Origin of the sequence: Agathobaculum sp. LCP25S3_E8, assembly GCF_052117165.1 — a bacterium.
In the GTDB taxonomy this organism is placed as follows: Bacteria; Bacillota; Clostridia; order Oscillospirales; family Butyricicoccaceae; genus Agathobaculum.
The window spans coordinates 1-23,113 of the sequence record NZ_JBQKJR010000020.1; the positions used below are offsets into that span (position 1 = coordinate 1).

Here is a 23,113-nt window from a genome sequence, read left to right on the forward strand (position 1 = left end):
TCAAGGCAAAGCTAAAGGGCTTGCCGCCTGCAATTCACAGACAACAAGCCCTTTCGGCTGCTTAAACAATTTTTGCTTTCAAATATTGTCTAACTTTTGGGGGTCACTTCACAAAGCACTGCCGGTATTTTATTCTTCAGTCAAGGCATTCCTGCAACAGGATCTAAAAGCCAAGATACATCCAACTGAATTGGCTTTAACAAATTCTCCGGATGCACGGCTTCTCCATGAAAGTCACTGCCACCCGAGACATACAAATCGTATTTTTGCGCGAATTCAAGATAGCGACGAGTCATTTCCGGTGTATGCTGCGGATAATAACACTCTATTCCATCCAAACCCACGTCCTTGAGCTGTGCGATCTGCTGTTCAAGAGCATCGTCTGTCATGCCGAGCTGATAAGGGTGCGCCAAAATTGCCTTACCGCCGCCCTGATGAATCACCTCAATACATTCTGCTGCCGGCGCCTTATATCTCTCAATTTTCTGATACTCATCCGTATCCAGATAGCGATCAAACGCCTCGCGTATAGAGGAAACATATCCGTGCCGCAACATCACTTGCGCAAAATGCGGCCGTGCAATCACCTCGCCGCCAGCGAGCTCTGTAACCTCATCCAGCGAGACATCTATTCCTTTTTCCCGCAGAAAATCGACAATACGGTACTTACGTTCATCTCGGCTCTGTCGCAGCTTGTTGCAAAGCGTTTGCAGCTCGATGGCATTATCGCAAAAGCCCAACCCGACGATATGCAAATGCCGATTTTCCTTTGCGCCCAATTCAATACCGCGTACAACTGTTATCCCGTATTCCTTCCCTGCACCTTGCGCTTCCTGCAAGCCGGATATTGTATCATGATCCGTAATAGCCAAACAGGTAATCCCTGCTTTTTTCGCTTTACATACCACCTGCACAGGACTGTACTGACCATCAGAAGCCGAGGTATGGGTATGCAGATCAACCATCATCATATGTTTCATTTTTCAGATCCTTACTTTTTTGCAACCACTCGAATAATCGGAGGATCGTCATTTCCATATGGCGCGAAGCCTGTTTTTTCTTCGGCATACTCAATCAAAAATCCTTGTTCCTTGAGGTGGTCAATCAATTCATCCATTACGATAAACCGTCGATAATGATTATCGTAATAAAATGCATTTCTCTCCAGCGCCTCTCCTCTTCCATAAAGCGGATCATGCACGCTGCGGACCTCAATAAAGAATTTCCCTGATTTTTTCAGCGAACGATAAATGGTTTGCATCAGTAATCGCTCCTGGTTTACATTGATAGAATGAATGGTAAAGCGACTGTATGCATAGTCATACGTTTCAGGTTGATGTTCTCCGCAATTTACAAAGTCGCTGCACAGGAATCTAATATTTCGTTTTTCCAAATTTGCCTGCTGCTGTATCGCTGTGTCAGAAAGGTCAATCGCCAAGACATTCAAACCGATATCCGCAAAAAACAAAGCATCACGACCATTGCCACAACCCAAATCAACTAATGTTTTACCTGGATCAACCAAAGTGGAGACATAACGCGCAAACGGCGAGGGTTCTGTCGAACAAATACGATTTTGATAATATTGATTCCAATATGTCGTATTGTCAATCGGATTCTGTACAATACAAGGATACAGAATCTTCTCAATCCGCTTGACAACCTCCAGTGGACTTTCATCCCCATCATTCTGCACGAGAAGATCCGGATTCTTCGGCTCGTCAAACGGCAAATCTACGCCTACCACATTATGTCCGGCTGTATATAATCCTTTCTGATTACGGGCAAGGAGCGTCTCCTTTTTGACCTTAATATAGATCTCCTTGTAACTGGGAATATTATCCCGATTCCACTGTCTCACAGATTCAAACATCGCAATGCTGCAGCAAACCACATCAATCCCCTGATTGGAAAGCAATTGACAAACACGGAAAATCCGTCCCGCCCAACGCAGACGTTCCTCGTGAGTATATCCGATATCCTCACCGAAGGCAGGACGCATTTCATCCCCATCCAGATAAACAACATTGGGCTTTGTCTTTTTCAGCCGTTGATAAAACAAACCGCCGATCGTGGTCTTTCCCGCACCGGAAAGCCCCGTAAAAAAGTAAACAGTTCCTTTGTTATCCATGGCGTTCTCCTTTTTAGTGATAGAGCGGTTGTTCCAGAAGGGCCGGATCAAGACGCAGCGGCGTCATCATGTGCAGCGGCTGGCCCTGCTTGTTGACGAAGCGCAGACCTCTCATCAAAAGTTGCGCAATACGCAAACGATTTTCGTTATAACTGGTTGTCACTTGCTTTGCTCGTTCTACAATATCTTCAGATTGTTTTTCCGCTTTTTTCTCCAATATCAAGTGATCTCTCCACGATTTTTCTATTATTGCATTGATACAAGCGAAATTACTAATTTTTTCTCGTACCCACTGTTCATCAACAGATTCACCCTTATAATACTGAAAATCATATCCATAATGCTCATACGCATCGCGCATAAAATACTCTAAAAACGCGCGTTCATCATCATTTGCAAATTCATCATAGGTTCGATAAACCGTGGCCGCGTCAAAACCTCTAACATTGCCTTTCAATGACTCTGGATTTACCCCATCCTTACTAGAACAATATGTCATACTTTCTGTATAAGGAATATCCAAAAACTCTGCTAACGCAGAAAAAGTAGCTTTGGGGTTTAATTTGCCATCCTCAAAACGCACAAGCACACTATCACGATACAAACGATTATATTGATCAATCATAAAACTCCGATTCAGTAATCTTTCAGCTATTACGTCTGGAGTGACTGCATCGTCACTCTGAAAGTCAGAATTTTTCATAAAGCGAATGGTAGCCGCATAACTTGTCGTAATACGTCGCATCGGTGTAAAAGTTTTTATGTATTTGAATTGCTTAAATATAGTGGATTTCGAAATTTCATCGAACTGTTCTGAATAAAGCAACGTCTTTCCCGTTTTATCATCAATGCGCATTTCGCATAGCACATTATGAAAATGGGGTTGAAAAAAAAGCGCAGGAGCAATCCGACATGTCTGATCAGAAACCGGTGCAGCTTCTAAAAATAAAGCAACCAGAAAATCTTTATCTGTTGGATGGCGGAGCTGAGAAAGCTGAATGTCGATCCGTGTTTTACAGCGCTTTTTCTTCAACTGCTCACGATAATCTTTTATCTGTGACAGGATGGAAGAAAACAAAATCGATTCAAACGATAGCAAATTCGGATGACCGTAAAAGATTTCATTGAAAAAATCGCCGCCGTTATGTGCTGCAAGCTGTGTATGCCAAATCAGTCGGTTGACCTCACGAATTCCAACCGGCTTGACCGGATACTTGCTGTAATCAATTCCAAAACGCTCTTTAAAATCAATCGGATACTGTGATATTTCATCCCCAAACAAAAACACCTGCTTGCTGTCTCGCAGCAGACTGTAGATCGAAAGGCATTGCAAATGGGCGCAAAATACCGGCCAATCTGTATAATGCAAATATATATGATTTTCCCTACCGACCCACTCACTTTTACGCACGTTGTCGGTCAAGTATTCTAACTGATATTGTGAATAAACATCCTTTGCAAGGATGGGATTTTCCAAATCTTTAAAGAAATAGCGGTCGATCACCGGATCGTTAAAATTCACATAATTGCCAAACCTGTTTTCCGCTTTATAATACGGGATATATCCTTCATCATTGAAGGGAAAAAACATAATTGGCAGATCATCAAACGCCAAGAAATCCTTGCGAAACAGATAGGGATAACGTCCTAACCGCTCACAATTCTGTTTATATCGCTTCATCTGCTCTGCTACATTCGGCAGATAAAACGCCTGTGTCATCAAATCCATCAGTTCAGCCTGATAGAAACCACGATTATATAAAGAAACAAATGTTGTGTAGGCTATTTGATAATCGCCCTCTGAAAAAAAGATAAAGCTGGCAGCTTCCATCTCCAATTCCGGCTGTTTCTCAGAAACCTCCTGCAGAACCATAAGATAAGCCTGCTGCGCATCCTCTTTCTGTCCTAACTCTGCTAAACGACGAGCAAGATCAATTGTATTACTGCTCATTCCGGACTCTCCTTTATCCATTACAGAAAAACGGGACGGGCAAATGCCCGCCCCGCTCTGTATGGTTGAACTAAACTGTTGGTTTGGCTTACTGCAGGAGCTGGAGAACGCCCTGCGGAACCTGATTGGCCTGTGCCAGCATAGCCTGCGCAGACTGAACCAGAATGTTGTTCTTGGTGTAAGCCATCATCTCGTCTGCAACGTCGGTGTCGCGGATGGTGGACTCTGCATCCTGAATGTTCTCAGTCATGACGGACAGGTTGTTGATAGTGTGATCCAGACGGTTCTGGGTAGCACCAAGCGTACCACGTACGTCAGAAACAACATTGATTGCGTTCTTGATGAGGTCAACAGCCGCAGCAGCGCCGTCCTGCGTGCCAATGTCGATGCCCGCGATGCCAAGCGAACCAGTGTGCATATCCTGAACGTATACCTGCAGCTTGTTGTAGGAATCAGAGGTATCGCCGATCTGCAGGGTCAACGCCTTGCCGCTGGCAGTGCTGATAGCAACACCATCACCATCCTTCCCAACCGTCAGGCCAGTAGCGTCTGCCAACTGCTGCGCAGCATCACCAATCTTAGCGCCGATAACAACCTTGACATCATCGCCTGCCAGCTTCTGTACATGATCCAGTGCAGCATCGTTAGCAGCCAGCGCAAACTTCTGTCCATTAATAGTGAAGACCGTTACTTGCGCAGCCGTAGCAGTATTGCCGGCTGCCGTGATAGCAGTAGATGCAATCTTGATCTTATCCGCTACCGGCGCCGTTACCTTCGTGCCAACAGTAGCTGCGGTGCCATTGACGGAACCCGTAATACCGGTTACAGTCGGAGCATTTGCACCGGTTTCCGTGCTGGTAATAGTCAACTTAGAGCCAACACCGCCAGTTGCAGTAAATGCGCCACCGGTTGCATCCTTAATTGCGCCGGCAATTGCAGCATTGACCTCGGTAGCCTGTGCCGTACTAGAAACCTTATAACTCTTACCGTTTGCATCAACGAGCGTATTTCCTTCACGCGTCAGCTTGATGCTATAGCTCTTGCCATTATCAACCGAAAGGTTAATCTCAATCGTTTTGCCATCTGTAAAACCAGTAGTAATCGTGGATCCTTTAGCAAACGATGCCGAAGTTGACGCAATGCTTGCAGAGCCTGGCGCAAAGGTAGTAGCAATTCCGGAGATCTCAATGCTCTTATTGCCGCCCTCGCTCAGCGAGCCGTCCAGCAGCTTGATGCCGTTGAAGTTAGCGGAATCAGCAATACGGTTGATTTCGCTCTTCAGCTGCTCAACTTCCTTCTGGAGGTTCGCACGGTCAGTTTCGTTGTCGTAGGTGCCGTTAGCGGACTGGTTAGCCAGCTCGACCATACGGTTGAGCATGTCATGTACTTCGGTCAGCGCGCCTTCAGCGGTCTGAACGAGAGAGATACCGTCCTTCGCGTTCTTCTGAGCGGTTTCCAGACCGGTGATCTGCGCACGCATCTTCTCGGAAATTGCCAGACCAGCTGCGTCGTCGCCAGCGCGGTTGATCTTGTAACCGGAAGACAGCTTCTCGAGGTTCTTAGACAGAGCCGAGGTGTTGTTAGAGTAATTGCGGTAGGCATTCATTGCCATAATGTTATGTTGGATTCTCATGATTCACTACTCCTTTACAGAATCCGTCCGAAGCAAATCCTTTTGCTTACGGTCCATTTGGTGAATAGTTGTTCTATTTCAGACGAGACAGTTACACCCCGTTTGAAAGCTGGAAATGCATTTCCCCTGCACAATGCCGGGGTTTTAACTTACACTCATATCATCGGTTACACGCAAAAAAAAATAAGCCAATATTTTATTTTTTTTAAATTTTGGCATTATGTGCATTTTATTAATATTTTTTTTGTTAGTTTTGTGCGCTCTGCTTTGATGCAGAGCGCACAAATCAACATATTAGACCAATTCTGTCTCTTATTTACGCATCACGAAACACATTCGACATTGATTCCAGAATCTGGCTGCGTTCAAACGGCTTGTAGACAAAGCCTTTTACGCCCACATCGTTTGCTTCGTTGATTGTATCATCATATGCAAGCGAAGAAACCATCAAAATTCGGGCATTTGGATACGATTTCAGCAGCTGACGCGCGGTTTCCAATCCATCGATGCCCGGCATCAAAATATCCATTGTCACCAAATCCGGCTGAACTTCACTATATTTCTCCAGAGCCTCTTCACCGCTTTGACAGAATGCAACAATCTGATACTCTGTATCCGCTAAAATCTTTTTTAATTGCAACTGAACGATACGAGAATCGTCTACTACCATGACTCTCTTGGACATATTGTACAGCTCCTTTTTAAGATTCATCTGCAAGTATACATCTATGCAGAAATCAGTTGATGAATTAGTTGTGCTCCCTCATTATGATCGCTCGCATAATTGATGACGTTCTGCGCCTCTCCATCCCCTATAGGGATATAACGTCCCATATAGAACACTGGAATGCGAAAACGAGAAGGACAATGCGAAATACGATACAATCCGGCAACAATCTGCCCGCAGATTATGTTGAAATATTCTTTTACAAGATCCTCAAAATCATTTGGATCCACTGTATCTTCCTGCATGACATAGCGCGCCAGACGAACCAAAAATGTGGTGTCTGCACATAATATCAAAGTGCCGTGGTAGCTTCCTTCAAATGTGGTATATACCGTACACATATCGTTGGAAAGTATGGCATCCCGCTTCCGAAGGCAAATTCCACCAATACGCTTAGTCATATCCTGCATTACCTGATCCAAGACATTCTGAATCTCTTCTTGCGTGAGCGCACTCAACGTACTACCTCCCATTTAAACTAAGATACCTGTCTCCAACAGTATCATACGCAAATCACGCCTCCCACTCATGCGCTATTGACGCGATATGGAGACGTGAATCAGACAAGGTCGGAATACGTTGGAGAGCCACAGTATACAGCCTGAGCGCGAACCAGCGCTGCACCAGCGCTGTTCAACCCACAATCTCAGGCTGTACACCGTCAACCTCCTACACATTCATATTAACATTTCTCTTACCATGCTAAATTTGGCAAAAAACGGCTCATCACTCAGTTCCGTTCTTCAAAAAAGCTGCCAAGCGTTTATCTTCATGCCGAATATGATTGATCAAGACGCTTGCCTGCGTATTAATTTCGCCCAAGCTCTTTACACTCGGACCATCCGCACGAATGCTATTGGCCAACTCCCGAATCTTCTGCTTATAATTTACATGGAAATTATGATGCGCCTGATAGTGGGGATAATGGTTCTTACGCTGCAAATCTTCCTCATCCGAAAAATGCTTATCAACATAATCCGCTAAGAAGTCTGCAGTTTCGCCAATCTTATTGCGACCTTGGCCGGAGCTGCATGCATCCATCAAATCATTGATTGCATCAAACAGCATACGATGCTCGGAATCAATCAAATCGTTGCCCGTTTCCAAATCAGGGGTAACTTCGTATCTCTTAGTACTTACCCGGATCGTCGAAGCTTGCGAACGAGGTGCCATGCCTGACTGGAAACCTATCCCCCGATACGGGGGAAGTACCTCCTGCATGAAAGCTGCCGCTGTTTACAGAAGTGGGGACATTGCTGTCATATGCCGAAGTGGCGGGCGCCTGATAATCATACGACGGTGCCGGTGCTGCTGCCGGAACTTCGTCGCTTGTGCCGACGCGGAAAGATGCAAATATCTGATGCAGCATATTGGCCTGAGAGGACAACTCTTCGCTTGCTGCCGCAGATTCCTCACTGGTTGCAGAATTCGTCTGCACCACTGTTGCGATCTGGTCAATACCTTGAGTAATCTGCTCAATAGACTCGGATTCACGCTCTGCCGCGTCAGCGATCTGGGTAATCTTTTCAACCGCCTTGCTGGTCAGATCCGTGCTGGAAGTAATGGATTCTGCCGCTGCGTGTGCAATGCTGGATCCATTTTCGACCGCCTTAATCGAATTTTCAATCAAAGCAGTGGTATTCTTAGCTGCTTCCGCAGATTTCGATGCCAAATTCCGAACCTCATCCGCAACAACTGCAAAACCCTTGCCCGCGGAACCGGCGCGTGCTGCTTCTACAGCCGCATTGAGCGCCAGAATATTGGTCTGGAATGCAATATCCTCAATCGTCTTAATAATCTTGCTGATTTCCTGCGATGTAGAGGTAATTTCGTTCATCGCCTGAATCATCAGAGTCATCTGCTGCTGGCTCTCCGAGTTCTGCGCACCTGCCGCGTCAGCATTCTCCTTTGCCGACTGTGCAGCCGCAGCATTCTTACGCGCTGCAGTTGCAATATCATTGATGGTAGCAGACAGCTGCTCAACTGCACTTGCCTGCTCGGTAGCGCCCTGCGCCAAAGACTGTGCACCAGTCGACACCTGTTCCGCACCTACAAATACCTGCTCAATCGAAGATTTCACATTGGAGATCATTCGCTGCATCTGCTCGGTTAACTGTGAAAGGGATTTAGAAATGCCCTGGAATGCACCCGGCAATTCCACTTCACTCGTCACACTGAAATCACCATTCACCATGGAAGAAGTGATTCGAGTGATTTCGTGGCACGCCGACTCGAGCACATGTTGGCTGGAGCGCAGCGCCTCTGCCATTTCGCCGATTTCATCCTTCGACTCGTATGTAACTCTATGGCTCAAATTGCCCTTGCTTATCTCAATCAATGCCGCACGAGTCTCATCCAGAGGTCTGGTAATCGAATGAATCAGGTTAGCCGCAAAAACTACTACCAGAATCAAAAACACAATCAGCAAGATGGCCATAATGATAAACATACGGGTGACTGACTGCTGCTGCTCAGTAACTATCTGCGAGATTTTTGCTGCAATCGAATCTGACAGATCGGTTGCCGCCTCCTTCTGTGCATTCAGAGCAGGCGTACACTCATTTACCAGAATGGTTTCAGCCTGTTCAAAATCATTTTGCTGCAGCGCGCTGGTAATCTCAGGAACAATATTCTTCCAAGCGGTAACGGCCGAGATAAAAGTTTTGTCTTTTCCGTCTCCCAGTGTGTAATGCTCCGAAACATACTCATGCGCACTGTCCAGCGCCGTCAATGCCTCATTCAGATTCGACTCATTCTCATTATAATTCGTCTTTTCCGTATCCAAAACCATATCACGAGCATATCGAGCGGCCGTATTAATCTCAATTCGGCTGGTCAAGACTTGCTCCTGCAACGCAACCTCATTATTAATCAAGCTCTCATACTGGTTGCGCAGTGAAAACGTATTCACCACAGAAATAATCAAAAGCATAAGCGATAGAAAAATGGGGATAGCAAACCCCAAAATTAGCTTGTGGTTAATTTTCATGTCTCTTAGTCGCATACCAAAAAATTCCTCCCAACAACTCATTATTTATTTATTCAAATCGGTTCGTTGCTCTTAACTCGCCGTATTTGCCCTTCTCAACGTCGCCGGCAATTTTTCCGGCAACCAATGTAACTACTCTGCGGCACATGATATTGACAAAATCCTTTGCGTGCGTCGCCATAATAACTGTAGTCCCGCAACGATTGATTTCATTGAGGATATTCATAATATCCCATCCTGTATCATAATCGAGGTTCGCAGTGATCTCATCCACAATCAGAATTGGTGGATTGCAGATAATTGCACGTGCCAATTCCACCATTTTGACCTGTCCGCCGGATAACTCAAACGGATATCGGTCCTCCATAGGTCGCATGCCAACAATTGACAACGCCTTTCGAGTATTCTCTGGAATTACCTTTGACTTGACGCCAAGCGCCCGCTGAACCAGCTCCAGATTTTGCCGCACAGTTTTTTTTCGGATCAGGCTTGCATCCTGCCAGACCTGACCAATATTTCTCCGATATACCGGCCTTCTCCAGCCGCGCAGTCGTGTCAGTTCCACATCATCCAGCCAAATTTTCCCCTCATCCGCCACAATCTGATTGGCCAGCAGTCGAAGCAATGTTGTTTTTCCTGCTCCACTGCTGCCAATAAGGAAAACAAATTCCCCACGTTCGATAGTGAGAGAAACATCATCTATCGCCGCAAATCGTCTTTGCTCATTGGTAAAATATTTGGTTACATGCTGCATTTCTATCTGGGGCACAGTAAACCTCCTGTTTGAGCGCTCAGGCGCTGCTAATCTGTCTCTTTGGATAAAAACCAGAGCGGTGCACCTGCTGTTTTGCTGGAACTCAATTCATTTATAATAATTGATGCATCCCACTCCTGCAAACTGCGCGCCCTGCTGTTCGGATCGGCAACCAAAATATTGCCATCCAATGTCACGCCACGTAACAGGATAAAATGTCCCCCACTGGTAAAGTGTCCGGCACTCATCAAAGCGACAGCGATACGGCCACCGGAAAGCTGTGTGCGCAGATCCTCCGGCGTAACGGAGCTTGGAGAAGAACACTCCAACCCAAAGGCATTGGCTACACCACGAACAATACTGTGATATGATCCGCTTCCGGCAGCCCAATATCCATTTTGACTGCACCAGCTGGCCATCTGCTCTGGATCGGTATTTGTACCGGTCAGACTTTTTACCGCCATCGCCATGGCAGTCGGACCACAACCATACGGACCGACACGATCAGAGCCATAGGGCTGATCTTTCCATGCCGGATCGCTTTGCGCAAAATACGCAATCGAAACCGACCCGCCCGTCAGCACCTCCTGACCATCCCGAATCACCAGCTCAGTGATTGCAGGATCTTCTATCATTACGCCGCCATCCGGTATTGCCGGTTCCCCTGCCCGCTGGGATTCGATCTGCTCCTGCCGCAGCGCACTGCGTTCTGTAATACGTTGTTTCACACCGTCAGCCGCCACCCGCACCTGATCGCTTGTAAAGCGCCACAAATCACCCGATTTCTCCACGACCGGATCTACGATCTTATGGAAAATCGGCGGGTCAAGCCAATAGCAGGCTGCCAACTCAGCTCCGCCGATAAAGACAGCCGCCATAAAGCATAATCCTATTCGTTTTGTCCAGCTTTTTTTTCTCACGCTATGACTTTCTTTCCGAGAGTACCTGACTGATTCTGCTATCAATCGGCACCAAACGTTCAATCACGCGCTTGTTCTGCTGCATTTGATTTACTATCATCTGCTCATCCGCGTTCTGTGGATTATCTCCACGAACCAAAGCACGCCAACGTGCTTCAATATCCGGCGCATCGATTTCCACAATGCGCCGGATATTGCCGTCGAGTTCCTGCATACGGAGCACAGGCTCTTGACGCATGGCCAAAAGCATACTGAAAGAAGTGCGGTCATTTCTGTCCAACGCCTCTCCCATCTGCATGGTTAAGTCAAGCGTCTCTGTCAGGGCCGTATAACGCTTTCTGAGTTGTACCAGCAGCTTCATCCACTGCTCATTCATACGCCGCCCGCCTTCTGTGCCTGTCGGAATGTATCCCTCAGGTCGGTCAATCGGGGCTTTACTTCGGCCAAAACCTTCTCGTTCCGTCCCACCTGTACGCGGCTTAACTCATAAGAAAAGAAATCATACAGGCGGTGCAGATCATGACTAATCGGATACTGCATATCAAGCGTGTCATCCAGATACCTTAGGATTTCCCGACAGCGGATAATTGATTCATCAAAAACCTCATAATTTTGGTTCTTGAGCGCGATTTCCGCACGGGTCAAACGCTTAATCAATTCATCATACAGCAGCATCAGCAGCTCGCCGGGAGTCATCGTATTGATCGACTGTGCTTTGTATTGTTGGTAGCCATGCATATCCATAGCCGGATTACCCCGTCCTTTCTATTTTACACCCTTTGTCAATAGCTGCTGCCACCCAAGCTCGACAAATAAGAACTCTGCGAGTTCATTTGTGCGATCAATGTTTCCAATTTGCTGAATTTCGAGGTGTAAAAATCAATTTTATCATTCAGCTGATCGGTCAGGGTATCAATCACATCATCATAGCTGTCAATCTTATCCTGCAGCGTGTTCTGCAACAATGCCATCGGAGAATACTGCGAACCAGCCTTTTCAATCAGAATACCCTTGGTTGCACCGGTTGTCGCCGCGTATTTATCGAGCTGCACCTTCAGGCGAGACATCGCGCCGCCCGAGGAAGTGTCATCAACCCACGAAGTGGAGCCATCCGAGTTGGTAACCTGCTTTTGCTCCAGCGGTGCTGTAAACGCCTCTGCAACCGCATCCGGATCGCTGGCCAGGGCAGAACGGAGCTTAGTCTCGTCCAGTGTAATCTTACCCTTATCCGAATAACTGGTGGATACACTTACACCAATCGCATCCAAATCCGAATTGGAGAACACGAAGCGCAGCGCGTTGGACAAATTACCCAGATCGTTATCGCCAAACAGCAAACCTTGCTTTGCCTTTGTCTCGTATTCCTCGATCTGCTTCTCGGTCATATCCGCCTTCTGATCATCCGTCAAAGGCTTATATTCGTTTTTATGATCCGGCTGGGTCGAATACTGTTCGTTGATTTCCGCAAGAACCTTGTTATAATCCTCAACAAAGCTCTTGACCGCATCGACAATCTTATCTGCATCAACCTTCTTATCAAACGTGACGCGCTCACCCTCGTTGTCCGCCGTAAACGTGCCGTTTGCGGTGACCTTGAAGCCGTCGATATCAAAAGTGTTCGTGCCACTGGTCAGGGTAGTCTTTACGCCGTTAATATACGCTTCCATCTGGGCATCCTGACCTTGGATGACACTAAACTCTTTTCCCTGATAGTTAGCAACTTCCTGTCCGCGAACCTTAGCGATATTTCCCTGACCATCATATTCAACTGCACCAAACAGCTTTGCGGCCAAGTTCGCGCCATCATCACCAATTTCAATCTGGCCGCCAGAACCGCCATGCGTGGAGGTGAACACAAACTGATTGGAAGTGGTAGAATAGCTGACCTTTACGCCCGCCTTCTCATTCTTATTAATATCGTTCATGATGGTTTCCAGCGTCGTATCAACCGAATACTCGCCGATTTTCACACCATTGATCTCAAGCGCATACAGCTTGTTACCATTTTCATCCAACTTGTCCCCGCTGCCATCCTCGTTCTGTACAGCTTTCAAGTCGGTAAATTCGATGCTGGTTTCATCTAACCCATACAACTCTCCAAGGGTTTTACTGGTATTGACACGGTTAGACGCGCCACGGTCGATGCCGAAGATACCACCCTTGCCGATTACGTTCAACGTACCGGAATTGATAGAAAGCGTATCGCCTTCACCGGCGGACACCAACTCAAATGTAGGCTTGAATGTTCCGTCGCTTTGTACACCGCTTACATGGACGCGGTTGTAGCCGAACGCCTGATCAAACTGGGTTTGCAGGTAATCCTGCATTTTCTGAGCAGCATCTTCTTTACTGGTTGAATTAACAAAAATCTCGTTATACTCGTCTGTTCCCTTTTCCGGCATCTTAATCGTCGCCGTTGTACCGTTATAGGTCACATTCATGGTTGCGCCAGCAAGTACATCAGCCGTCGATTTTGTGGAGAAGAGATCGTCGTTCGTAATCTCTGCACTTGATGTTATCTTCCCAGTGCCGCTCATTGTATCACCAGCACTCAGATGCAGCGCATTTAATGCAGATTGAGAAGAATAGCTCTTCAGCTCTAAGGTGTTAGTTTCCTTAGCGCCATCAACAAAGCTGAACTCCAAATTATTGCCGGACACCTCTGCCTTGATTTTGGAATTCATCTTGATGCTTGTGCCGTCCGACAAAGAGATGGATGCATTACCAAGCTGTTTATTTATCTCATCTGCTACATCCTTAAGCGAGTTGTACTCACGATCACTGTCAAATGTAATGGTAAATGTTTTATTGCCGTACTCAAACGAAAGCTGCTGGCCCGCCAGATTGCTGACGTCAACCTCACCCTTCAAGTCTACGGCATTATCAGCCTCAATGCCACTCTTATTGGAAACGCCATTAAGTCCATTAAAGCTGACAGTCTCTGTTTTCGCCAAATTTTCTACTTTGCTGATCTGAATATCGCTGGTTGTACTGCCGGAAGCGGAAATCATGTCCGCATTTTTACCCAGAGATGTGATAATGCTCGGCTGGAAAAATGCAGAACTCATCAGATTGGTAGACGAAGTATACGAAGTATACTTGTTAGAAATCTGTACAAGCTGATCGCTGATGCTGCGATAGGCCTCCTGCTGCCACAGGAGAATCTGCTGATTCTGCTTCTGCGTATCGATTTTTGATTTGATGCCCGAAACCATTCCTTCAATCATAGATTCGGTATCCAAACCGCTTGCAAGGCCACTGATAATATTGCTAGAACGACTTCCGTAAATGCTGGAAGAACTGCTACTACTGCTCACATTACTGACTGCCATATTAATCGCTCCTTCCAAAAAACTGTTATTCGCCTTTGAGAATTGGCGAAAAAGAAAATATGCGATAAAAAAATTTTATTCTATGTTTTTATTTCGACATGTAGTATACTAAACATAAGAGAATATTAAGATTTTTTTCAGATAAGGAAGTGTTTTCTATGGCGGAAATCATTGCCATTACCAACCAAAAGGGCGGCGTCGGAAAAACAACCACAGCAGCCGCGCTCATCGCGTCGCTTTCCGAGCGCGGGTATAAAGTTCTTGGCGTTGACCTCGACCCACAGGGCAATCTTGGTTTCAGCCTTGGCGTGGACATCGAAAACGTGCACACCATGTATGAAGTGTTCAAGAAACAGCTTCCCATCGATCAGGCGATTTGCACCGCAACCTACGGAGACCTCCTTGCCTCCAACATTTTGCTGTCCGGCGTTGAGCTGGAATGCAACAAACCTGGACGCGAATACATGCTTAAAACCGAGTTGTCGCTGGTTTCCGCTCGCTATGACTATATTATCATCGACACCCCTCCTGCTCTCAACCTTCTGACCGTCAACGCTTACGTTGCCGCTGATAAACTCATCATTCCGATGGCACCAGAAATTCTCAGTCTGCTGGGCGTAACACAAATCAAAGAAACCATCGAAACCGTCCGACAATATTACAACCCCAGCCTTAAGGTCATCGGCATCCTGCTGAATAAATTCAACGCTCGCCTGAACCTAAATCGCGACGTGCTGGAACTTTCCCAGCAAATCGCCCAGCAGCTTGACACCAAGGTTTTTGAGTCTAAAATCCGTCAAAGCGTTATGGTGGCGGAAGCGCCCGCGCACGGGGAGAGCATTGTTACCTATTCCCCCACTTGTAAGCCCGCTATGGATTTCGTTGCTCTTGTAGACGAAATCCTCGCTGATAAATCCTAAACCACGGAAGGAAAGTTAAAAGATGGCATCAAAACGCAGTAACAAAACCGCACGCGTGCTGAACTTGATAGCAACCCCCAGCGACGCTACACCAGTCGAAGCCGAACAGTCGACCGTCCCAGCCGCATCTGCGGAAACGCAAGCAACGCCAGCGGCAGCCCCTAAGGAAAAAGCTCGTTCCGGCGCAAAAAAAACCAAGAATACCTCCAAAGCTGCAACATCCCAATCGACACCTGCCGCACCTGTCCCGGAAGAACCTTCGCCGGCTTCGGAAACGACCGCATCAGAACAACCGCAGCCGCAAGCCACTTCCGCCCCCATGCCGCAGCCTGTAGTTCCCATCGTACAAACTGTACGGGAAAAAGAGCAGCAGCTTTCAGATGACATTAAATTAGGGCTGCTGCAGGCCCTAAGTGAAGCGGAAACGCCCGCACAATCGACCGATCCGTCCCCCACTAGCGAGCCGCAAGATTCGGCAGCGGATGAGGACATAAATGATCCGGAAACCGTAGAGCTATCCGTTCCGGAACAGGAAACTACGATAGAACCAGCCACAGAACCGGAAACCGAACAGGTGTCGTCAGAAGCACCGCAACCAGAAGAGACCGCGCCTTCTGCCAAATCGTCAGAACCGGATCGGACCGCCATTAAAGTACCGCAACCTCAGAAGCCAGCCGAGGAAATTTACACCCCCGCCGGAGAACAAAATGTTGAATACACCAATGTCCTGCAAGAGCTGGTTGAAGAAACTTCGCTGTATTATATCGAAAATATGCTGCAATGCCGTTGTCAGCGCTGTATTGTCGATATGAAAGCGCTTGCATTGACCAACCTCCCTTCTAAATATGTGGTACTCGAAAAATCCAAGCGAGCTGCTTATATGAGCGTTTATGCAGCACGATACGAAAAGGAATTATCCGTTCAGATGATGCGCGCTTGCGTTATTGTTAACGAACATCCGCATCATTAAAATCAAAAATCCTGCGTCTTGTGACGCAGGATTTTTTATTTCTGTCCACACCAGAATACCGGCATTACTTTTCGTTTTCCTTGCGAAGCATTTGCAGCAGCTGCATCGGGGATTCCTTCTCCTGAGCGGCCGATCGGTTCTCCCGCTGCGCTTCCACCAATTCTGTCCGAAGCACCGCAATATCACGCGGCGCATCCACCGACAAACGCACACGCCCCTGACCGATTTCCTGAACCGTGACTACAATCCGATCTCCAATCGTAAGCGACTGGCCTTCTTTTCGTTGCAGGATCAGCATGCTCCGTCATCCTTCTTTCCCAGCGATGAAAGTGGGCACCGCATCTCATACTCGTCCAGAATCACCTGCCGTGCCTGACGAGTCTGGTCGTTCAACACAACCGGACAACGCAGATTGACCGTACTCTTAGAAACTGGGTTTTCTACTCTGCACAGCACGTAATAGCACAAATCCTCGCTTTTATCAACGCCCAGCTGCTGCAGATCCTCCTGCAACAGCACGGGACGGTATTCCGGCATTACCATAAAGGGATTGAGCAATGTAAATGCCAAAAAAGGCGTTTTTACACTTTGCAGGCAGAGCAGGAAGTCCTCCTCTTCCGAAAAAGAGAGGAGGACAAATTCCTTTTCCTGTTCAAACCCAAACAAGCCATCCGAAAAGCGAAGCGTTGTGCTATCGTCAATATTCAACTCACCAAAATATTTGGTTTGTATTTTCATACTTTGCTCCTTATTAAGCCTGTTCGTCTAACGGCACATAGTCCGGATCCGCAGACGGTGGAACATAGACCGGCCCACCAATATATTTGATAATGACATCCGGCTGCTGCATAACAGTAAACTCAATATTGCCCGGAATGAATTCCACATTACCATTATCCATTCGCCAATCAAAATTAAGTTTATCCATCTCATACCGGATGCTGAGCTCCCCGCCATCCCATGAAATATCCGGTCCAGTGGTGGGAAGCCATTTCATCGCAAAATCAGTGTTGACCTGTTGCGACTCCATCGCAAACTGGGAAATCAACTGCTCTCCGATTTTTGCTTCCAACAATAAATCACCTCGACGCGCATATGTAGCAGTGGTATCATAAACCTTTTGCTGGCCGCGCTGCGCAGCCTGCTCAATGCTTCGCATCGCAGTCGGCGACACCGAATTGCGCGCTTCAAACGTATCAATATTCACTTTGATCGGCTTGCTTCGTATCTGCAAGCCTCCCTGATTTCTTGAAATCTCCAAGTCAACCGTTGAACGCTTGTAGTCCAACCGCGCATGGTTAACCTTCATCTCCAGTTCTATTGGAACCGTTTTAATCTCTATCAGTCGTTCCATCCACCCATCACTCTTTCCCTTTTATTTTCACCAAATTATATTAACTCATATAATCGATAAAAGATTGCGACAAAATATCATTTCCCACACGAAGTGCCGCATTGTAACTATATTGAGCATACGCGAATGTAGTCAGCGCATCAGCCAAATCCACGCGATCCAAGCCCTCATACTGCGTTTGCAGCGTATCACCTGTCGAAGTCAGACGCGTATCATTAGACTTAAGGAACTGTGCCTGTGTGTCCATCTTAGTCCAGTTGGCGCGGAAGTCGGAGTTTGACTCCTGCAAATTATCAAACAACGCATCAGCACGCTCTGAATCTGCCGGATTCAGATAACCGGTCTCCGAATCTGCACGGGAGTAAATCTCACCCAACTCTGCGATTGTGCTGATCATATTTTTGGGGATGCCATCCGCCGTGCCATCTGTCGTACCGTATCCCAGCAAACCAATGCCGGAAATCGCAGAATTGAACGCTGTCGACGGTACCACTTGCTCGTTTTCATCCAACTGCATGCCAAGACCAATGTCCACATATGCAGTCTCGTTCGCCATTTCCTTAAAAGCCGCTTCATTCGCCGGATCGTTTACATCCAAGCCACGGAATAATAACTTACCGTCCTTAAGTTCAAACGGAGCATTATCACCGTCTGCACCCGCGAAGATAAACTTTTCACCATACTGCGCATTAAGCGTTTGTACCATGCCCTCTGCAATGCCCTTAAGCGTTTCACCTAATTGCACACGTGCGCCCGCTTTGCTGTCGTCCTGCCCCTGCTCAGCCGCATCCAGTGCATCCCGATACTGATTTTGAAGCTGCTGCAGACTGCTGCCTGCGGCCTCAAATTTGCTAATCATCTCCTCGCTCATACTCTGCTGCGCAGTATTGCGGGCATATGCCGAATGCAAGCGGAAAGACTGCGTTGCCAAAGACGGCGAATCCGCATAAGAAGTAAACCGCCGTTGAGTCAGAACAGTATTCATCGACTGATACTGATTGAGTGTTGCACGCGCCAAATGTCCGCGGTAGGTACGCAGCGTACCATTTGTGGTAACACGCATCATTTTTTCCCACTACTCCTTTCTGTTAGCGTCCGACAACGCCCATACCGTTGATGACCTTATCCATCGCTTCATCCAGCGCGGTCATTAGTCGGCAGGCAGCTGCGAACGATTTTTGATATTGCAGGAGGTTGATACCCTCATCATTCAGATCCACACCCGATACGCTGTCCCGGCTGGTATTAATTTCATCGGCCGCTGTTGCGTAGGTTTCGTAGATCGTGGAGGTCGTGTTGATATGCGAACCCAACACGCCTTCCATGTTTGAGTAGCAACTCTCCAGATTTCCCTGATAGATATTCGAGGATGCAACCGCGCCGCCAATCTTGCCAGCACCCATTTTGAAATCATCTGTCGCCGCACCCTGATCATCTGTAATTTGGATGTCAGTAACCAGACTGCACAATACACCATCATCAATTTTGCCGTCATTGGCCTTCAATGTAATGGTTCCATCTTTGACCTCAATATCATCAAACTGCGACAACTCCTGTTTACCTGCAATTGCTGCTTGCAAATTTGCCAGCGTCGCATCTGCATCCGCGCCGGATTGAAAATCAACGGTCACGGTATGCTTCTGATTCATGCTGTCAATATAGGTGATCTGCGCCTTCAGGTCCTGCCCCTGTGTACCCGTTTGCTCTAACTTTCCGCTGGTAAACGGCGTTTCGTCTTGCCGAACAATATCAGTTGCCTGATAATTATACGCTTCATTCAAAATATTATAGAATCGGTTGATATTATCATTTTCCGAGCTGACCGCATCCGGCTTAGTAGAAGGCACAACCGTCGTCTCGCCGGTCTGCCACTTCTTGGATATCGAGATATTGGATGCAGTAATCAGCTGCGTCGGGTTATCCGGGTCATCACCGTCCGCCACAAACAGGTTTCCGGCCCCCTTAATGCCTAAGTCGGCAAGTGACTCTCCATTCGCGTTTGTCGTATTGATTCGGTTCATCTCGGTAGCAATTTTATTGGCCAGCATGTCCAACGACCGCATATAATATGGAATACCACGGATATTGTTGTAAGCAGCATCCGTGCTGAATTCACCGGATCCGACCAGCATCTGACGGGTTGATTCAAGTGCGCCGTATCCCATTCCATTTGTTACTGCACCTTCGTTACTCAGCACAGCTGGCGTTGCCTTCTGACCGCCGAATGAAACCTGCGCGCCAGCAGCCAGTTCCATACTTGTTATATTAAGTGCATCCTTGCCTTGCTGCTGAGACACCAAGCTGACACCGGAATTGGTTGTCACTACTGTGAACCGATCTTTTAGCGTTGGATCATTCGCTAAAGCATCCCGTAGACTTTGAACGGTTGCTTCCCGAGCCGCTTTCACCTCATCCGGATCGTTCGGATCGAGCGGCGCGGTCACATCAAACGTAACGTCAATAGAATTTTTATTTCCCGCTGCATCCGCATAATTGACCGTGATTGTTTGCTTGTAGTCTGCGGCCAGCGTTTTATCAAAGTTTAATCCGCTAAGCGTAAAACGAGAGGAAGTGTTAGAGGTCTGGATGCCATCCGGATCATGCAGCTCGCTGATATTCAAGAACATATTCGCATCGCCATCGACCAAGCTTATATCCGCACGGTCAATGCCGTCAATCAACGTCTGTCCCGGCTTGCCGGTCTGTGCATTCACCATTTTGATGGTCAGCTTTTCCACTTCAACGCCCGCGCCGACATCTTCCTTACTATAGGTGACGTCTATCTTCATAGACTCGGAAAGCGTGTCGATCAGCGTATTGCGCTGGTCCCGCAGCTCAAGCGCAGCATCACCGTTGATATCCGCAATACGAATCTGCTGATTCAGCTCTTGAATCTTTTGGAGCACATTATTCGTGTCTTGAATATCCTCATTATACTGCTGCAGGATGTTATCATAAACCTGCTGCAACTTGGATGCACTCGTATTAAGCAGTGTACACAGATCCTGTGCAGATTCACGCATCAGCGTTTCAAATTCCTGTTCGCCCACATGACTGCCCAACTCGCTGATATTGCCCAACAGGTCCTGCAACTGGGTAACAATGCCCTCTTTATCAACATTGTTGATGACGCTTTGCAGCTGATCGAGCACATTGAGCGTGGCATCGGTCGAACCGACGCTCGACATCTCTTTGCGGAAGCGGATATCCAGATACGGGTCACGTAACTGCGATACGCCCGCGAGCATTACGCCCGAACCAACCGAAGCCGAACTGCTGGAATGGTACAATCCTCCACTATTCGTAATGAAGCTGTACTGATCGAGCTGCTGACGGGTGTATCCCGGCGTATTGATATTGGAAATATTCTGTCCGGTCACGTTGAGCGCCATCTGACTGGCGATCATACCGAGACGCGCTACTGTAAACTCACCAAAAGTCGCCATATCGGCGGTACCTCCTCTTCAGTCATACGTGGAAATCCGTGTGTGCACCGCTGACAGAAGCCGTCTGCTCCTTCGTCTGCACCGGATCAAATCCCAGATTTGTCATCATACCTTCTACTTCGTGCAAGCTGCATTCCAAAGCGGAACGTGCCACTTCAGCCGCACTTTGCAGAACGCGGTACTGTGTGGTCAGCGCTTCTCCAGCGGCTTTGATCTCCTGACGCATTGCCTCATCCGGCACATGCTCCGGCAACTGCGCCAGCCGGATGTTTTCCAATCCAAGCTCCGCCTGCAGCTTGATTCTGCGCTGATCCGCATTTCGCAGCGCCAGAGACAGCGCCTGCTCCTGCTTCATGCACTCGCCCAGCTTTTCCAAATCATCCGTCCGCACAGCAGCTGCAACCGCCTTCTGCGTATTCGTCAAATCCTCCAGTGTGCGTGTGAGGTCACGAATCAGCTTTAACATATCCTGAAAGCTGCCCGCCATCAGCACACACCTCCCAGCAACATAATCTGTGCCGCCAGACTGTCAATGTTGATTTTATAATCACCATTTAAAACCTGCTGCCGAACCTGCGGCACTTCTTCGGATTGTTGCGTCCGCACCTCCTGCGCGAGGTGGCTGGACAGCTCCATGGAAAAACGCTGATCCTGAGAATAGTGTGTGGCTTTCAACTCCACACTGTCATATTGTCCGGAAGAGCGGCACTGCCCCTCCACACTTTCCATTTGCATGTGTGGCCTCTGGAGAGGGGTCATTCCTCCTGTTTTCGAAACCATCATCATCGGTCAACTCCTCTGTTCCTCAATACTACCACATAGCTTTTGTTGCTACAGATATTTATTTTATCGGAAAGAAACAAAAAAAAATAAGCGTTAAACTACATTTTTTGTTTAACGCCTATTTTTTTATTTTATGAGATTGACTCAGAGATGCGAACCACTCAAATGTCTTACCAGTACACCGGCGATATTTTCGCATGATGCCTGCTGCATTACCGCACCGATATTGTGCGCAACCATCGGCATGCCGTAAACCACACAGGAATCCTTATCCTGCCCTATCGTATAGGCACCCTTCTTACGCATTTCCAACAGACCCTTGGCACCGTCACTGCCCATTCCGGTCATAATGATACCCACCATGCGGCATCGAACATTCTGCGCCATTGACAGAAACAGCGCGTCTACCGACGGACAATGTCCGCTTACCTTTTCCCCCGGCATACAGGAAACCGTATATCTGGTGCCGTTGCGCACCACGCGCATCTGCTTATCGCCCGGAGCAATCAACACCTGCCCCCGCACGATTTCATCCCCGTTCTCCGCTTCCTTCACTTTCATCTGGCAGATACGGTCCAGCCGCTCCGCATACATCTGCGTAAATCCAGGTGGCATATGCTGCACAATCACCATGCCCGGAATATTTGCAGGCAGGCGGCGCAGCACCTCCAGAGTTGCCTCAGTTCCGCCGGTCGACGCTCCCAAACCGATAATCACATCGGTAGGCGCTACGCCCATTTTAAGCGGCAGAGACGTAATCCGATTGTTGGATGCAACCGGCCTCAGCGGCGGACGGCGCACCCGCGCACACGAAGCGACAACGATTTTATTGGCCAGCGCTTCGATAAACCGGTCGTTTCCTTCAGTTCCATCCGGCTTTCGCACAAAATCCACCGCACCAACTGCCATTGCATCAAAAACACGCAGATTCAAAGACGAAACCAGAATAATCGGAATTGGATGAATCGGCAAGATTTCCTTGACAAAATCAATGCCGTTCATCCCCGGCATTTCTACATCCAGCGTCATAACATCCGGATTGAGGATAGGGAGCTTTTTGCGGGCGTCCATTGCGTTGAACGCCTCCCCTACCACTTCAATATTGGGATATCGAGACAGGCCATTCTGGATGATACGACGCGCAAGCATTGAATCATCTACAATCATCACACGAATTTTCTTCGTGTCAAATCCCATTGTTCC

General features: G+C 47.7%; 23 protein-coding genes. 2 read left to right on the forward strand and 21 right to left on the reverse strand.

Going from position 1 to position 23,113, the window contains the following annotated elements:
• Positions 1-140 precede the first annotated feature (140 nt).
• From ACTQ34_RS08640 to fliD, 13 genes are all read right to left on the reverse strand, one after another.
• Positions 141-980, reverse strand: a complete 840-nt coding sequence (locus ACTQ34_RS08640; RefSeq protein WP_441363438.1) for a PHP domain-containing protein — start codon at positions 978-980, stop codon at positions 141-143.
• Positions 981-991: 11 nt separating this feature from the next.
• Entirely contained in the window at positions 992-2,182 is a 1,191-nt protein-coding gene (locus ACTQ34_RS08645; protein ID WP_441363439.1) for an adenylyl-sulfate kinase, read from the reverse strand.
• Positions 2,145-4,082: a hypothetical protein gene (locus ACTQ34_RS08650; RefSeq protein ID WP_441363440.1), complete on the reverse strand. Its 1,938-nt coding sequence runs from the start codon at positions 4,080-4,082 to the stop codon at positions 2,145-2,147. Before ACTQ34_RS08650 ends, ACTQ34_RS08645 begins: the two co-directional genes overlap by 38 nt.
• Positions 4,083-4,170: 88 nt before the next feature.
• On the reverse strand, positions 4,171-5,715 hold the full coding sequence (locus ACTQ34_RS08655) for a flagellin N-terminal helical domain-containing protein (protein ID WP_441363441.1): 1,545 nt from the start codon (positions 5,713-5,715) through the stop codon (positions 4,171-4,173).
• 316 nt (positions 5,716-6,031) lie between these two features.
• Entirely contained in the window at positions 6,032-6,400 is a 369-nt protein-coding gene (locus ACTQ34_RS08660; RefSeq protein WP_441363442.1) for a response regulator, read from the reverse strand.
• Between the two features lie 41 nt (positions 6,401-6,441).
• On the reverse strand, positions 6,442-6,900 hold the full coding sequence (locus ACTQ34_RS08665; protein ID WP_441363443.1) for a chemotaxis protein CheX: 459 nt from the start codon (positions 6,898-6,900) through the stop codon (positions 6,442-6,444).
• Positions 6,901-7,168: 268 nt separating this feature from the next.
• Positions 7,169-7,549, reverse strand: coding sequence for a bacteriohemerythrin (locus tag ACTQ34_RS08670; RefSeq protein ID WP_441363444.1), 381 nt, complete (start codon positions 7,547-7,549; stop codon positions 7,169-7,171).
• 22 nt (positions 7,550-7,571) lie between these two features.
• On the reverse strand, positions 7,572-9,446 hold the full coding sequence (locus ACTQ34_RS08675) for a methyl-accepting chemotaxis protein (RefSeq protein WP_441363445.1): 1,875 nt from the start codon (positions 9,444-9,446) through the stop codon (positions 7,572-7,574).
• A 34-nt stretch (positions 9,447-9,480) separates the two neighbouring features.
• Complete coding sequence (locus tag ACTQ34_RS08680) at positions 9,481-10,200, reverse strand: cell division ATP-binding protein FtsE (protein ID WP_441363446.1); 720 nt, start codon at positions 10,198-10,200, stop codon at positions 9,481-9,483.
• Positions 10,201-10,232: 32 nt separating this feature from the next.
• The gene (locus tag ACTQ34_RS08685) at positions 10,233-11,063 is read right to left on the reverse strand and encodes a C39 family peptidase (RefSeq protein WP_441363447.1); all 831 of its coding nucleotides are present in this window, start codon (positions 11,061-11,063) and stop codon (positions 10,233-10,235) included.
• 43 nt (positions 11,064-11,106) lie between these two features.
• Positions 11,107-11,481, reverse strand: coding sequence for a hypothetical protein (locus ACTQ34_RS08690; protein ID WP_441363448.1), 375 nt, complete (start codon positions 11,479-11,481; stop codon positions 11,107-11,109).
• Entirely contained in the window at positions 11,478-11,849 is a 372-nt protein-coding gene (fliS, locus tag ACTQ34_RS08695) for a flagellar export chaperone FliS (protein ID WP_373163184.1), read from the reverse strand. The genes ACTQ34_RS08690 and fliS overlap by 4 nt, the downstream gene beginning before the upstream one ends.
• Positions 11,850-11,887: 38 nt before the next feature.
• The gene (gene fliD / locus ACTQ34_RS08700) at positions 11,888-14,437 is read right to left on the reverse strand and encodes a flagellar filament capping protein FliD (RefSeq protein WP_441363449.1); all 2,550 of its coding nucleotides are present in this window, start codon (positions 14,435-14,437) and stop codon (positions 11,888-11,890) included.
• A 158-nt stretch (positions 14,438-14,595) separates the two neighbouring features.
• Between fliD and ACTQ34_RS08705 the strand changes: the two genes are divergently transcribed.
• Positions 14,596-15,357: a ParA family protein gene (locus ACTQ34_RS08705; protein WP_441363450.1), complete on the forward strand. Its 762-nt coding sequence runs from the start codon at positions 14,596-14,598 to the stop codon at positions 15,355-15,357.
• A 22-nt stretch (positions 15,358-15,379) separates the two neighbouring features.
• Complete coding sequence (locus ACTQ34_RS08710; RefSeq protein WP_441363451.1) at positions 15,380-16,327, forward strand: late competence development ComFB family protein; 948 nt, start codon at positions 15,380-15,382, stop codon at positions 16,325-16,327.
• Positions 16,328-16,391: 64 nt separating this feature from the next.
• Here ACTQ34_RS08710 and ACTQ34_RS08715 read toward each other — a convergent pair whose 3' ends face one another.
• The 8 genes from ACTQ34_RS08715 to ACTQ34_RS08750 all read right to left on the reverse strand — a co-directional run bounded on the left by ACTQ34_RS08715 (position 16,392) and on the right by ACTQ34_RS08750 (position 23,107).
• Positions 16,392-16,625, reverse strand: a complete 234-nt coding sequence (locus tag ACTQ34_RS08715; protein WP_441363452.1) for a carbon storage regulator — start codon at positions 16,623-16,625, stop codon at positions 16,392-16,394.
• Positions 16,619-17,065, reverse strand: a complete 447-nt coding sequence (gene fliW, locus ACTQ34_RS08720; protein WP_441363453.1) for a flagellar assembly protein FliW — start codon at positions 17,063-17,065, stop codon at positions 16,619-16,621. Before fliW ends, ACTQ34_RS08715 begins: the two co-directional genes overlap by 7 nt.
• 13 nt (positions 17,066-17,078) lie before the next feature.
• Positions 17,079-17,681 carry a DUF6470 family protein gene (locus ACTQ34_RS08725; protein WP_441363454.1) on the reverse strand — a complete coding sequence of 201 codons (603 nt, stop codon included), beginning with the start codon at positions 17,679-17,681 and terminating at the stop codon, positions 17,079-17,081.
• A 40-nt stretch (positions 17,682-17,721) separates the two neighbouring features.
• Positions 17,722-18,747: a hypothetical protein gene (locus tag ACTQ34_RS08730; RefSeq protein ID WP_441363455.1), complete on the reverse strand. Its 1,026-nt coding sequence runs from the start codon at positions 18,745-18,747 to the stop codon at positions 17,722-17,724.
• Between the two features lie 22 nt (positions 18,748-18,769).
• On the reverse strand, positions 18,770-21,127 hold the full coding sequence (locus tag ACTQ34_RS08735) for a FlgK family flagellar hook-associated protein (protein WP_441363456.1): 2,358 nt from the start codon (positions 21,125-21,127) through the stop codon (positions 18,770-18,772).
• Positions 21,128-21,149: 22 nt separating this feature from the next.
• Entirely contained in the window at positions 21,150-21,614 is a 465-nt protein-coding gene (locus ACTQ34_RS08740) for a hypothetical protein (RefSeq protein WP_441363457.1), read from the reverse strand.
• Positions 21,614-21,862 (reverse strand): hypothetical protein, encoded by a 249-nt coding sequence (locus ACTQ34_RS08745; protein WP_441363458.1) that lies wholly within the window; start codon positions 21,860-21,862, stop codon positions 21,614-21,616. The genes ACTQ34_RS08740 and ACTQ34_RS08745 overlap by 1 nt, the downstream gene beginning before the upstream one ends.
• A gap of 192 nt (positions 21,863-22,054) precedes the next feature.
• Positions 22,055-23,107, reverse strand: a complete 1,053-nt coding sequence (locus tag ACTQ34_RS08750) for a protein-glutamate methylesterase/protein-glutamine glutaminase (protein WP_441363459.1) — start codon at positions 23,105-23,107, stop codon at positions 22,055-22,057.
• Positions 23,108-23,113: the final 6 nt, after the last annotated feature.

Excerpts from the sequence above, each read along its gene's own strand:
- ACTQ34_RS08640 (WP_441363438.1), bottom strand. The coding sequence starts at position 980 with ATGAAACATATGATGATGGTTGATCTGCATACCCATACCTCGGCTTCT.
- ACTQ34_RS08650 (WP_441363440.1), bottom strand. The coding sequence starts at position 4,082 with ATGAGCAGTAATACAATTGATCTTGCTCGTCGTTTAGCAGAGTTAGGA.
- ACTQ34_RS08655 (WP_441363441.1), bottom strand. The coding sequence starts at position 5,715 with ATGAGAATCCAACATAACATTATGGCAATGAATGCCTACCGCAATTAC.
- ACTQ34_RS08660 (WP_441363442.1), bottom strand. The coding sequence starts at position 6,400 with ATGTCCAAGAGAGTCATGGTAGTAGACGATTCTCGTATCGTTCAGTTG.
- ACTQ34_RS08675 (WP_441363445.1), bottom strand. The coding sequence starts at position 9,446 with ATGCGACTAAGAGACATGAAAATTAACCACAAGCTAATTTTGGGGTTT.
- ACTQ34_RS08685 (WP_441363447.1), bottom strand. The coding sequence starts at position 11,063 with ATGGCGGCTGTCTTTATCGGCGGAGCTGAGTTGGCAGCCTGCTATTGG.
- ACTQ34_RS08690 (WP_441363448.1), bottom strand. The coding sequence starts at position 11,481 with ATGAATGAGCAGTGGATGAAGCTGCTGGTACAACTCAGAAAGCGTTAT.
- fliS (WP_373163184.1), bottom strand. The coding sequence starts at position 11,849 with ATGGATATGCATGGCTACCAACAATACAAAGCACAGTCGATCAATACG.
- fliD (WP_441363449.1), bottom strand. The coding sequence starts at position 14,437 with ATGGCAGTCAGTAATGTGAGCAGTAGTAGCAGTTCTTCCAGCATTTAC.
- ACTQ34_RS08705 (WP_441363450.1), top strand. The coding sequence starts at position 14,596 with ATGGCGGAAATCATTGCCATTACCAACCAAAAGGGCGGCGTCGGAAAA.
- ACTQ34_RS08710 (WP_441363451.1), top strand. The coding sequence starts at position 15,380 with ATGGCATCAAAACGCAGTAACAAAACCGCACGCGTGCTGAACTTGATA.
- ACTQ34_RS08715 (WP_441363452.1), bottom strand. The coding sequence starts at position 16,625 with ATGCTGATCCTGCAACGAAAAGAAGGCCAGTCGCTTACGATTGGAGAT.
- fliW (WP_441363453.1), bottom strand. The coding sequence starts at position 17,065 with ATGAAAATACAAACCAAATATTTTGGTGAGTTGAATATTGACGATAGC.
- ACTQ34_RS08725 (WP_441363454.1), bottom strand. The coding sequence starts at position 17,681 with ATGGAACGACTGATAGAGATTAAAACGGTTCCAATAGAACTGGAGATG.
- ACTQ34_RS08730 (WP_441363455.1), bottom strand. The coding sequence starts at position 18,747 with ATGATGCGTGTTACCACAAATGGTACGCTGCGTACCTACCGCGGACAT.
- ACTQ34_RS08735 (WP_441363456.1), bottom strand. The coding sequence starts at position 21,127 with ATGGCGACTTTTGGTGAGTTTACAGTAGCGCGTCTCGGTATGATCGCC.
- ACTQ34_RS08740 (WP_441363457.1), bottom strand. The coding sequence starts at position 21,614 with ATGGCGGGCAGCTTTCAGGATATGTTAAAGCTGATTCGTGACCTCACA.
- ACTQ34_RS08745 (WP_441363458.1), bottom strand. The coding sequence starts at position 21,862 with ATGCAAATGGAAAGTGTGGAGGGGCAGTGCCGCTCTTCCGGACAATAT.
- ACTQ34_RS08750 (WP_441363459.1), bottom strand. The coding sequence starts at position 23,107 with ATGGGATTTGACACGAAGAAAATTCGTGTGATGATTGTAGATGATTCA.